The organism is Lishizhenia tianjinensis (assembly GCF_900116425.1).
Lineage (GTDB): Bacteria > Bacteroidota > Bacteroidia > Flavobacteriales_D > Crocinitomicaceae > Lishizhenia > Lishizhenia tianjinensis.
Genome location: NZ_FPAS01000002.1, coordinates 408,090 through 420,133 on the forward strand (window position 1 = coordinate 408,090; position 12,044 = coordinate 420,133).

The 12,044-nt window shown below is 37.0% G+C and carries 10 protein-coding genes; 5 read left to right on the forward strand and 5 right to left on the reverse strand.

Annotated elements, in window-relative coordinates; translation table 11 throughout:
- The first annotated feature begins 8 nt into the window (after nt 1–8).
- From BM327_RS08390 to arsC, 4 genes are all read left to right on the forward strand, one after another.
- On the forward strand, nt 9–1,901 hold the full coding sequence (locus BM327_RS08390; protein ID WP_090248255.1) for a histidine kinase dimerization/phosphoacceptor domain -containing protein: 1,893 nt from the start codon (nt 9–11) through the stop codon (nt 1,899–1,901).
- Nucleotides 1,898–2,593 (forward strand): LytR/AlgR family response regulator transcription factor, encoded by a 696-nt coding sequence (locus BM327_RS08395; protein WP_090248258.1) that lies wholly within the window; start codon nt 1,898–1,900, stop codon nt 2,591–2,593. Before BM327_RS08390 ends, BM327_RS08395 begins: the two co-directional genes overlap by 4 nt.
- Before the next feature lie 298 nt (nt 2,594–2,891).
- Nucleotides 2,892–4,790, forward strand: coding sequence for a tetratricopeptide repeat-containing sensor histidine kinase (locus BM327_RS08400; protein ID WP_139230312.1), 1,899 nt, complete (start codon nt 2,892–2,894; stop codon nt 4,788–4,790).
- A 96-nt stretch (nt 4,791–4,886) separates the two neighbouring features.
- Entirely contained in the window at nt 4,887–5,228 is a 342-nt protein-coding gene (gene arsC / locus BM327_RS08405; protein ID WP_090248264.1) for an arsenate reductase (glutaredoxin), read from the forward strand.
- A 12-nt stretch (nt 5,229–5,240) separates the two neighbouring features.
- Here the strand turns inward: arsC and BM327_RS15865 are convergent, their stop codons facing one another.
- Nucleotides 5,241–5,396 carry a hypothetical protein gene (locus tag BM327_RS15865; protein WP_170853718.1) on the reverse strand — a complete coding sequence of 52 codons (156 nt, stop codon included), beginning with the start codon at nt 5,394–5,396 and terminating at the stop codon, nt 5,241–5,243.
- Nucleotides 5,397–5,470: 74 nt separating this feature from the next.
- On the opposite strand from BM327_RS15865, the gene fumC reads away from it, so the two are divergent.
- Nucleotides 5,471–6,865, forward strand: a complete 1,395-nt coding sequence (fumC, locus tag BM327_RS08410; RefSeq protein ID WP_090248268.1) for a class II fumarate hydratase — start codon at nt 5,471–5,473, stop codon at nt 6,863–6,865.
- A 97-nt stretch (nt 6,866–6,962) separates the two neighbouring features.
- On the opposite strand, the gene BM327_RS08415 is transcribed toward fumC, so the two are convergent.
- The 4 genes from BM327_RS08415 to BM327_RS08430 all read right to left on the reverse strand — a co-directional run bounded on the left by BM327_RS08415 (nt 6,963) and on the right by BM327_RS08430 (nt 11,963).
- A complete protein-coding gene (locus BM327_RS08415; RefSeq protein ID WP_090248270.1) occupies nt 6,963–8,498 on the reverse strand; it encodes a T9SS type A sorting domain-containing protein in 1,536 nt (511 codons plus the stop codon).
- A 115-nt stretch (nt 8,499–8,613) separates the two neighbouring features.
- Complete coding sequence (locus tag BM327_RS08420) at nt 8,614–9,342, reverse strand: energy transducer TonB (RefSeq protein ID WP_090248272.1); 729 nt, start codon at nt 9,340–9,342, stop codon at nt 8,614–8,616.
- A 325-nt stretch (nt 9,343–9,667) separates the two neighbouring features.
- Nucleotides 9,668–10,354, reverse strand: a complete 687-nt coding sequence (locus tag BM327_RS08425; protein WP_090248276.1) for a response regulator transcription factor — start codon at nt 10,352–10,354, stop codon at nt 9,668–9,670.
- A 4-nt stretch (nt 10,355–10,358) separates the two neighbouring features.
- Entirely contained in the window at nt 10,359–11,963 is a 1,605-nt protein-coding gene (locus BM327_RS08430; protein WP_090248279.1) for a sensor histidine kinase, read from the reverse strand.
- Nucleotides 11,964–12,044: the final 81 nt, after the last annotated feature.

Below are 12,044 nucleotides of genomic sequence, written 5' to 3' on the forward strand. Positions count from 1 at the left end.
TTTTACGCATGCTAAGAAAAATTTACGTCTTCATATTTATGGTGGGGATGTTTACTTGTGTTTTAGGACAAGACGCTATAACTACTGCTACTGCGTTCAAGAAAATTGAACAAAAAGACCTTAATTATCTTTTAAGTAAAGAGTGGGAATTAAAAGTGACGCTAGACAGTGTGGCTTCCGCTCCGAGTACTGCAAAAGATAGTGTAGGTATTTATCGTGATTTATTATCCTCTAAAATTTTATTGGCCAAGGAAGAGTATTCTCAATACATCAATTTAGTAGAAGGCTTTGTAAGTGAATATGAAAACCAAGAATGGTTGTTGCGCGAATATTCAAAAGGTCTGGCCTTGTCTTATTACAACGTAAACCTTTTTGATGAAGCTAATAAATGGACTGAGGTTTACAGAGAGCTTAATGAGAATGTTGTGAATAGTGAGGGGAAAATACACCTTGATTATATACAACCCGGACTTTACTATTATCGTAGCGGGAACTATGAAAAAGCTCTTGTAGCGTTTAAAAAGAATTTTGCTGAAATTGAACACGATGACAGGGTTTATGATCACTACAAAGGGAACATCCTAAACAATATTGCCATTACGTATACCAATTTACGCAAGCTAGATTCTGCTGAGTTTTATTTAGAAAAATCGAGGGAGTATTGGTCGAAAGAATCTCCAGATGTAAAAGAAGATAGGGCATACCTCATGGGCTTGTTAGATGGTAACTTGGCTACAATAGAAAATTTAAGAGGGAATTACCAAAGGGCGAAGGAGTTAATATTACATGATGTAGTCGGTAGCAAGGAAAAGGATTATTGGAATCACCTACATTCGCGTTGTCAACTCATAGAGCTTCAAGTGAAGTTAGGGGAGGTTAAGGAAGCGCGACAAACCTTAGATGCCCTTACGCAAGAATTGGACAGCATAGAAGAGCCAGAGATTTTGTATTCATTTTTCTTAGAAGCCAAATTTGAAGTTTTAAAAGCCGAGGGTGATTTTAAGGAAGCGTTAGAAGTGCACGAGGCTTATTATGATCTAAAATTCAGCGATAAAAAGAAAAAAGATAAGGCCGAACGTGAGCAAATAGCAGTGTTGTTTGATATCGTTTCCAAAGAGAATTTACTCAAAGAACAAGAGATACAAATCTTGGAGCAAGAGGAGGTGAAAGCACGAAACAAACGTCTAGTTGGTTGGGTAGTTTCCTTCATGTTTATAGGTGTTCTGTTAATTGTAACCCTTGTGTTAATCACACAATTGAAGAATAGAAAGATAGCCAGTGCCAAGGAAAGGCAAGAAAGTATCAAAAAGCAAATTGAAATTAAAGATGTTATGATGCGAGAAATGCATCATCGTATCAAGAACAATTTACAAACGGTTAGCGGTTTGTTTCGCATGCAGATGCGCAATACCAATAATGCCGAGACCATAGAGAATTTAAAGAATGGTGTGGCGCGAGTAAATACCATAACCGAAATTCATAACTTGGTTTTTGAAGATGGTTATGAAGAAGGGGTAAATGCCAAAAGTTATTTAAATAAGGTAATCTCTCGTATACAAGAGATTTATTCTGAGGAGATACAGTTCAATTGTGAGATAGAAGATATACTTTTAGAAAACGATAAAACCGTTCCTGTTGGTCTAATTTTAAATGAATTAATCACCAATAGTGTAAAATATGCATTTAAAGGGGGTATTTCCCCTGTGATTGATGTTAGATTTTACAAGAAAAGTGGTAAAATTGTACTCTACTACGCAGATAACGGTGTTGGATACACCGAAACCAGAAGTGCTGACGGTGGATTAGGATTAACATTAATTGAAATAATGGCCAAGCAATTGAAGGCGGATATCAACTATTTGGTTGCAGCTAGAAATAAGGTTGAATTTATTTTTGAATGAAGAAGGAAAGGATATTCATAGTTGAAGATGATGTAATTGCACAAGAAGTTCTTAAAGATTTTATCGAAGAATTTGGTTACGAAGTTGTTGGGGTTACAGGTGATCCTCAAGTGGCTTTAAGTGCAATAGAATTAAAACGTCCTGATTTAGTTGTTCTTGATATTAATCTAAGGTCTGCAAAATTAAATGGTATAGACATCGCAAGTAAAATAGATGTACCATTTATTTACTTAACGGCAAATAGCGACAAATTTACGTTGAAAGAAGCGGCACAAACTGCTTATGTAGATTTTGTTTTAAAACCTATAGATTCTGAACGCTTAAAGGTGGCCATTAGTTTAGCCTTGCAAAAGCAAAGTGCAACAGTGGAAGAACCAAAAGAAGCTTGTTTAGTTCTAAAAAATAGCAATACGCTAATACGTACCCCATATAAACAAATTTTGTTTATCAAATCTTTGGGGAATTATATAGAAGTTCATGAAAAGATGGGGCGAAAGTTAATCCGTAAAACTTTGAAAGAAGTGGAAGAGCTTTTACCTGAAGAACATTTCTTAAAAACACATAGATCTTACGTGGTAAATAAGGAATATATAGAAAAGGTTTCGGCCAGTAGTATCGTACTGTCTGGTGTTAAGATACCAGTCTCTAGATCGTACAAAGATATGGTACGACAGGCCCTAGATGTCGCCTAGAGTACGGTTCCTATTCATTCGTCACGCATAAAGGTTGTTAATCACATTTATTCTCAGTTGTTAATTATTGAAGGTAATTTTAAAACGTCAAGTTTTAGCTGAAGTAGTGTCATTGGTTTAGCGCGTTCAAAAAGACCGTGGCACTTCCGAAAGTAATGTAAAATCTACCTACCTTTTACAATTGAACCAAGACATATTAAGAGTTCTTTTCTACGGGGAAGAACTCTTCTTTTTTTCAGTATTTTTGTTAACAAGGTTTGCCTTTAGAAGTGTTGATGAAATTAGGAATACTGTGCATATGAATACAATTAAAATACTACTACTTACCCTTGTGTGTTCGCTCATCACTTTGTCGGGGCAAGCTCAAACAAAACCCAAGATTACAGGGGAAGGCATTCTCAACGATATACATTACATCTCACCCCAAGCATTTTTGTTTTACAGGAGTGACTTAAAAAAAGAGTTGCAAGAAGTATATGCCTCTGGAGGTATTACTAATAAAGAGTTTCAGGTGTACTCTATTTGTTTACGACTGAAAGAATACATCGCTGTTGAATCTTATACAGAATGTGCGAGCTATGCCCACAGAAAGTTAAAAGATGACACGCTTCCTTTATGGCTTAAAAAAATGTTAGCCCAGTGTTTAACTACTGCTTATTTTAAAATGGGGATGTTAGACAAAGGTCAGCAAGCCCAAGAATACTACTATCAACTCATAGAAGAAAGTGAAAAAATATCGGGGCAGCCCTATACAGAATACATGCTTTCTGCAGAGTTTTATTTCGATGCTAAAGAATATGAAACAGCAGCATCTAAGTACAAAGAAAGTTTAAGAGATCATTTAAAACACGTTAAAACACCCAACAAACATTTCCTGGGCTTCTTGTGTAACAATATTGCCCTATGTTATTTGGAGGTGAAAGAGTATGACTCTGTGGTAAAGTACAATGATCTGGCCCGTTCGTATTGGAATGCAGTAGATGATAAAAATACCAATCACTTCAATGCCTTGTTAGACGCTAATCTGGCGATGATTTATATGGCCAAAGGTAGGGAAGACGAGGCTGTTCCTTTGTTGTATCATTACATGAAAGGGTGTGAGTACATAGACTATTATCACTACGTTAAAAGCTTTGTTGATTTAGCCAATGTCTACGTTCAGATGCATAAATACGACAGGGCACAAGCTATTTTAGATTCCTTGGATAAAGAGGTTAAATTACCTGTGATAGACAGTAAAATCTTGCTGCAAAAATACTTTACACATTATCGCATCATGAACCGTAAAGGGGAACATGAAAGAGCGGAAGATTTTTTGAATCAGTATTTGTTGTTGAGTGAAGAAAAGTACAATGAAAATAAGCGTAAGGAATTGAAGCAGTATGCCTTGTTATACGATATCTATGAAAAACAAAAGGAATTAGAATTTAGTAAAATTGAACTTTTAGAAAATGAGCAAATTAGGGATGGGCAACGTATTACTTTATGGATAGTTATTGCCGTAACCACTTTAATTGTGGCTTTGAGTATCATCCTTTTTGTTCGTTATAAATTCCAACAAAAGATAGTAGCCTTAACCCAAGAACGAAAAGAGGTGGCAGAAAAGGCATTGGTGAGTAGAGAAACCATGTTAAGAGAGGTACACCACAGGATTAAAAACAACCTCAATACCATGAATGGTTTGTTTCATTTACAATTGAAATCGGCCAATAATGAAGAGCTCAGAGAACAGTTGCAGAAAAGTGCCAACCGTGTATTTTCTATAGCAGAAATACACAACATGTTGTACAACGAATCTTTTTTGGAGAATGTGGATATTAGAGAGTATTTACAAAGTTTGTGTAATCATTTGTTGCGTACATCGAATTCGGAGATTCAATTGAACTTAGAAGTGGAAAATATTTCACTAAATATGGATTATGCCTTACCTCTTGGCTTGGTGGTCAATGAGTTATTTACCAATAGTGTGAAACATGCCTTTAAGGATGTGGAACAGGGTGTAATCAATATTAAGTTTTACGAAGAGGATGGGGAGTATTTCTTGACTTACAGTGATAATGGTCCGGGGTATGATTTGAACCAGGAAACAAACTCTCTAGGGTTGAAGTTGATTAAAATGATGCAAAAACAATTGAATGCGGTTATTCAACATTTGAATGGAAATCAATTCAGTTTTCATTTTACGGTAAACGCTTAATCTTTCGAAATTTTTAAGACAGCATCTTCTTATTCCCTTGCCTAACTTTTGATTGCTTGAGCATCCTTTTATCTTTGTGATAGAAAAGTATATACAATGAAAATATATCACAATCCAAGGTGTTCTAAGAGTCGCCAAGCTTTACAGTTGTTGCGCGATAACCAAGTGGAACCAGAAATCATAGAATATTTAAAAGATACCCCAACAACCGAGGAGTTAAAAGAAGTTCTTGGAATGCTAGGAATGAAGGCCGAAGACCTTTTGCGTAAAGGAGAGGCAGATTTTAAAGAAAACTTCAAAGGGAAGTCGTTGAGTGAAGAAGAGTGGATAGCAGCGATGGTTGAATATCCTAAATTAATCGAAAGACCAATTGTTATTAAAAACAAAAAGGCGGTCGTTGGACGACCACCTGAAAATGTTTTATCATTAATAGATTAAACGAGTGTTAACCTATTTGTCTTCTTCTTCAAAAACTCTTTTTGGCTTTAGTTGCTCAAATGCACCTAAAGTAATCCAGAATGGTACAGCGAAACCTAATAAGAAGGTAATTAACCAAAATGCCATTCCAGCGATTAAAAGAAACAAAACTATTCCGAAAATACTCATCTTAATCTTATTTTTGTGATCAATAATTTACTTGCGGTAAAATTAAATAAATAAATCGTTCATACAATAGAATTATGGAATATAGAATAGAAAAAGATACTATGGGGGAGGTAAAAGTACCTGCCGATAAGTATTGGGGAGCGCAAACAGAGCGTTCTAGAAACAACTTTAAAATTGGTCCAGAAGCTTCTATGCCTTTAGAGGTAGTTCACGGATTTGCTTACTTGAAAAAAGCAGCAGCGCACGCGAACTGTGAATTGGGTGTTTTGGCAGCAGAGAAAAGAGACTTGATTTCTAAAGTATGTGACGAAATTTTAGACAACCAGTTAAACGATCAGTTTCCATTGGTAATCTGGCAAACAGGTTCTGGAACACAGTCTAACATGAACACTAACGAGGTAATCGCCAACAGAGGTCATGTTTTAGCTGGTAACAAATTAGGAGAAGGAGAGCGTTTATTGGCACCAAATGATGACGTAAACAAATCTCAATCTTCTAACGATACTTTCCCAACAGGAATGCACATTGCTTCTTACAAAATGATTGTAGAAACAACAATTCCTGGTGTAGAAAGATTAAGAAATACTTTGGATGCAAAAGCAAAAGCATTTAAAGATGTGGTAAAAATTGGTAGAACGCACTTGATGGATGCGACTCCTTTAACTTTAGGACAAGAGTTTTCTGGTTACGTTTCTCAATTAGACCACGGTTTAAAAGCATTGAAAAACACCTTGGCTCACCTTTCTGAATTAGCATTAGGAGGTACTGCAGTTGGTACAGGTATCAACACACCTCAAGGTTACGACGTTTTAGTGGCGAAGTACATTGCTGAATTTACAGGTTTACCTTTCATCACTGCTGAGAACAAATTCGAAGCTTTGGCGGCACACGATGCGATAGTAGAATCTCATGGAGCATTGAAGCAATTGGCAGTTTCTTTAAACAAGATTGCTAACGATATCCGTATGATGGCTTCAGGACCACGTTCTGGAATTGGAGAAATCATTATCCCAGCAAACGAGCCAGGATCTTCTATCATGCCAGGTAAAGTTAACCCTACGCAATGTGAGGCAATGACCATGGTGTGTGCACAAGTTATGGGTAACGATGTGGCTGTAACTGTTGGTGGTACTCAAGGTCACTACGAATTAAACGTATTCAAACCAATGATGGCAGCGAACTTGTTGCAATCGGCACGTTTAATTGGAGATGCATGTGTTTCTTTTGCTGAGCACTGTGCAGATGGAATTGAGCCTAACCACAAGCGTATCGACGAGTTGGTAAACAACTCATTGATGTTGGTTACAGCTTTGAATACTAAAATTGGTTACTACAAAGCAGCTGAGATTGCAAACACAGCTCACCAAAACGGTACGACTTTGAAAGAAGAAGCAGTACGTTTAGGGTATGTAACTCCAGAAGAATACGATGAGTGGGTGGTTCCTTCTAAAATGATTGGATCACTATAGTTTCATCTATAGTTTGAAATACTAAAAAGCCGTTATCCTTAATTGGGTAACGGCTTTTTTTTAGAGGTCTAGATATCTAGAGTTCTAGATTGCTAGACTATTTCTTGAAAATGCGTTCTGTATAAGTACTCCCCGATTTGGTGCTAACTTTTATCAGATAGATTCCTTGGTTTAAAGTTTCCATATTTATGGTGCTTTGAGTAGTTTTTAAAACTTCTTTGCCCTGTATATCCATGACTTGAATGTCTTGAATTACCTCTTGGTTTTCTAGGCTAATGTTTACAAAGTTTTCCGTTGGGTTGGGGTAGATGTAAATTCCACTTGTGGACATTTGTTCTTGTACGGATAAAATATTATTGTAATCGTTAAACCTCATGTATCCATACCAGGGGTTATTTTTTACAATATATGCATAGGTGTACGTATTATTTCCCGTTACCAATAAGTGCGGGGGACTATGAACCGAGTTGATGAGGCAAAGACTTTGGTAGGAAAGGTCTCCTAACGTATCTAAAAAGGCCATCCAAATATTGTTATAGTTCGTGTGTATGGTTCTGTCTCCACTTGCTGGACCATTGGTATGACATGCGAGTACTACCTTGTTGTGAATAACCTCTAAATTTAATAGTCCGTCTGGTCCATCTGATCCAATTGAATTTTCCAGTAGCAGGTTTCCGTTGGTGTCTAACTGAACATACCACATGTCATTAGGCCCACTTATATCTTCTGATTTTAAGGCATTACTTGGAGAGGTGGTGGTCATAGCCACATGAATTTTATTGTTGAATCCGAGTATTTTAAAATCGTCTTCTAAAACAGATCCTCCTAAATTTTTATCCCATAGCAGATTCCCATCTTTATCAAGCTTAGTTACCCAAGCATTTCTGTATCCTAAACTAGGCTCTGTTTTATCAAACCCTACTCCGGAGTCTGTGCCTGAGATGATGTAAACACTTTCACCGACAAGTTCGGCCTCTGCTAAACTTTCGTATTGATCGGCTTTGAGTGTATTTTCCCAAATGATTCCACCGAGATAATTCACTCTCAATGCCCATATATCTGAGAATTCAGAATCTTCTGATTTTTGAGCGTTTGCTGGAGAGTCAGAGATAAGAACAAGAAGAAGGTCTCCATTTGGAAATTCTTTCAAGGCATGAATTTTATCCACACCACTTCCTCCGTAAACATATTGATCTATTATGTTCAAATTCGTATCTAATTTTACTAACACACCACACCATTCACCTTTGCGGGTGCTGGTTAAGTTTCCACCTATGCTGGTGTTTTTAACATTGAGAGCAACAAATACATGATTGGTATTGGTGGAATAGATAAGATCTACAAATTCTTCATCTTCACTTGCTCCAATTGTAATGTTGGTGATATTGTTATAGATCTGGTTCGATTTAATAATCCACGCATCATATCCACCGTAAGAATCTTGAAGTTTTGTTGGACTTTGGTCTCCATCATTGTTGCAACCCACGAAATGGAAATTGTTGAATTCTCTGAGTTTAGGATGAGTTGAATTACTTTCGTAAGGGGTTAAGGTATTCCAAAAATCGAGGTAATCGTGTTGAGAGAAAATACCAAAACTCAAAGTGATTAATAGTGTGGTTAAAATTAACTTCATATGGGATTGATCATTTATTTTGGATAAAGTTAGTGAACATTTAAGAGCTTCCTAAAAATAGGAAATAAAAAATCCAGCCTACCAAAGTAAGCTGGACACATTGAGGCTGATACGTTTAAAAGGTTTCGAAATTAATAGGGATACGGACAAAGGTTCTAACCTTTTCACCGTCTTTCACCGCTGGTGTCCATTTCGGCATACTTTTAACTATACGTATCGCTTCGCGATCTAAACCTTTAGAAATTGAGTTTAGTGTTTTCACGTTGCTGACGCTTCCATCCTTTTCAATGATGAAGAGGACATATATTTTTCCCTTATTCCCCATTTGAAGGTCGTAAGCAGGATACTCGGCTTGGTTGAGAATGAACTTTTTCATTTCATGGGGTCCTCCTGGAAAAATAGCATCTTCATCGGGGTACTCAACCGGTGCATCTAATACGGGTGGTTCTCCTAATTCCGGTAAATCACTGTCTCCAATTTTGATGTGGTCAACTATGTCTGGATTAATACTTGGATCTACATCTTTGTCTTTGTTTTGTTGAGTTTGTAAGTCTTGGTTTAAATCCAATGCATTTTGTTGCGCCTGATTGTCTTGAGGTGGAGTGGGATCCTCTTGCGGTTGGAATACTTCCTCCTCGGGTTGCTCTTCCATCTTTTCCATTTTAGGAATAACCTCTACTGGTATATCGGCCAGTTGCATGGCACGCTGCTTTTCGGCATTGCTCGTTGGTGTTTTCCAAGTAAAGGCGGTGAGTATCATCGAAGCTCCGATGAAAAGGCCGAGTTGTAGATAGGCCATTCTGTTTTTTTCTAAGTTGAACTTAGGATTTTTTTTCGCGATCATAATTATAAGTTTTTAAAATTATGAAGGTGGAAATCCAAATTTGATGCCACAAGGAGGGGAGTGGTTAAGGGAGTGGGTGACTGGTTGTCAAATGTGTTTGAGTGGTTAATGTGTTTGAGTTAGAGGGGGGTGAATTCAAAGATTCAAAGATTTAATGATTCAAAGATTCAAGGATTCAACAATTCAAAGATTTGATGGATTTGAAAATTTGAAGGATTACTGCTTTTTTTTGAGTAAAGCACTATTCTAGAAATCTAGACCTCTAGCTATCTAAAAAAAACTGCTCCCGAAATGAAAGCAGTTTTTATGTATTAATATATAAGCCTTAGGCTTTATCGATCAACTTAAATCCTTTTCCGTGGACGTTCATGATTTCTATGGCTGGATCTTCTTTTAATAGTTTACGCAACTTGGCAATGTAAACATCCATGCTACGCCCATTGAAGTAATTATCATCTCCCCAAATGGCTCTGAGGGCTGCGTTTCTGTCCAAAACATCATTTTTGTTTTTGGCCAAGAGTTTCAACAATTGGTTTTCTTTGGTGGTAAGTTTCTTGGGTTCTTTTAAATGCAACATGCGCATTTCAGGATCGAAAGCGATGGTCCCGATTTGGTAAGTACTTGCTTCTTCTTCCTGCGGTTGAGCCGTTCTTCTTAAAATAGCTTCTATACGCGCCAATAGTTCTTCCATGCTAAAGGGCTTGGTCAAATAATCGTCCGCACCAATTTTAAAGCCTTCCAGTTTGTCTTCCTTCATGCTTTTAGCGGTAAGGAAAAGTATGGGAGTTTTTTTATCTAATTCTCTTATTTCTTTGGCCAAGGTAAATCCATCCATTTCTGGCATCATTACGTCGAAGATGAGGAAGTCGAATTCAGCCTCGGTGAATTTCTGCAGCGCCAATTTTCCATTGCGGGCTAATTCTACATCAAATCCTTTTGCTTTTAAAAAGGTGTTGAGTAGTGTTCCTAAATTTTCGTCGTCTTCGGCTAATAAGATTTTTAAGTTTTTCATGGCGTTATTTATTGATCGTTATCGTAAATGTTGACCCTTTTCCAAAGGTACTTTCTGCGTTTACCTGCCATCCTTCTAAATCGGCTATGGCTTTTACGTAGCTTAATCCTAATCCAAAACCCTTCACATCATGCAGGTTTCCGGTAGGTACACGGTAGAGTTTATCAAAGACTTTATCCAAATGTTCGGCTTTAATTCCTATTCCTGTATCTGCTACACTCACGCGTATATAGTTATCTGTTTTTTCTGTTGTAATGGTAATCGATGCTTGGTCTTTCGAATATTTTATCGCATTGTCTACCAAATTAGAAATGATGTTTGTTGTATGAACGTGGTCGCCCGTAAAAGGTATGCTTCCCGGTGCTAAATGGAGTTTGAACTCTCCGTGTTTAGCATCTAACCTAAGTTTGGCTTTTCCAACCACCTTGCTTACAATTTCATTTAAATCAAGCGCTTCTCGTTTTAATTTAATTTCTCCCTTATCGATTACTGCACTCTGTAAAATTCTTTCCACCAAATTACCCAATCGCTTGTTCTCATCGCTGATCATCCCAACAAAAGGAAGTACGGCATCTGGGTTACTAGCCATCATGTCTTTGTCGGTTAACGCTTCACAAGCCAAAGAAATTGTACTTATAGGCGTTTTAAATTCGTGGGTCATATTGTTGATGAAATCATTCTTTACCTCTGATAATCTCTTTTGTTTTAAGATGGTTTTAAATAGAACAATGAAAGAAGTAATCACCAAGGAAATTAATAGAATACTAACCAAAAGCGTTAACCACATTTCCGAGAAAAGCTCCACATTCATCTCATTGAAATGTATGTTTAAAAAGAGGTCGGCATCGAAAACATTTCCGGGGAACAAACGGGCGATGTAGGTGTGTTTTTGTGCTAACTTGAGATCGTATTTATCCGTGTAGGCCGGAAAGGGAATTATTTCGCCATTCTTATCGGTAATGGCATAGGTGTAATCTGAATTGATGTTGGCTTGACGTAGTACATTTTGTATCACCGTATCTAAAAAGGCCAAATCAATACGTTGCTGTGGTGTTTGAGAAGAGATGTTGCGGAAAATGTCTATCATCTTTTGATTCACAAACTTTGATTTGCTAAAGAGTTGTGTTTTTACTCTTCTATCTAATTGTGCTGCTATGTCTAAAGAATCTTTGGTAGAAGAGGCATATTTCATGGCGTTACCATCATTCATGTCTTTAACCAAAACACTGTGTGTGGCAGTTACACCCGAAAGCGAATCAAAAGATTTTCCAAAGATGTAATAGTAGTTTTGAGCTTCTCCTTGCTCTACAATTATAGTGTCTGTAATGGATACACTTTCTTCTACGGGAAAGAGGTTTTGAAATTCTTCAATTAAAGCACTTTTGTATTGGGTTCTAAATTCCTGACCAAAAATGGGCGCGTAGTTCCTAAAATCTGAAGCTTTCTCATGCTTAATGACCAAACTCGATAAAGTATTCTCTATACGCTTACTGTAGGCATCTGATTTCTGATGGTACAATTGTACGGATTGGTACAGCTGTAAACCTACTAAAACCAAGATGGCCAGACTAATAAGCAGGGCAATATTTCGTAAACTGAGTTTTTTCAAGCTTGAGATTTGTTTCGAAGGTAAAATAAGATTAAATGTTAAAATTGTGCTTAACTTTTTTTAACAGCAAAACCACCCTAA

Coding starts and splice junctions, on each gene's coding strand:
- BM327_RS08400 (WP_139230312.1), top strand. CDS start 2,892: ATGAATACAATTAAAATACTACTACTTACCCTTGTGTGTTCGCTCATC.
- BM327_RS08415 (WP_090248270.1), bottom strand. CDS start 8,498: ATGAAGTTAATTTTAACCACACTATTAATCACTTTGAGTTTTGGTATT.
- BM327_RS15865 (WP_170853718.1), bottom strand. CDS start 5,396: ATGAGTATTTTCGGAATAGTTTTGTTTCTTTTAATCGCTGGAATGGCA.
- arsC (WP_090248264.1), top strand. CDS start 4,887: ATGAAAATATATCACAATCCAAGGTGTTCTAAGAGTCGCCAAGCTTTA.
- BM327_RS08420 (WP_090248272.1), bottom strand. CDS start 9,342: ATGATCGCGAAAAAAAATCCTAAGTTCAACTTAGAAAAAAACAGAATG.
- BM327_RS08390 (WP_090248255.1), top strand. CDS start 9: ATGCTAAGAAAAATTTACGTCTTCATATTTATGGTGGGGATGTTTACT.
- BM327_RS08425 (WP_090248276.1), bottom strand. CDS start 10,354: ATGAAAAACTTAAAAATCTTATTAGCCGAAGACGACGAAAATTTAGGA.
- BM327_RS08395 (WP_090248258.1), top strand. CDS start 1,898: ATGAAGAAGGAAAGGATATTCATAGTTGAAGATGATGTAATTGCACAA.
- fumC (WP_090248268.1), top strand. CDS start 5,471: ATGGAATATAGAATAGAAAAAGATACTATGGGGGAGGTAAAAGTACCT.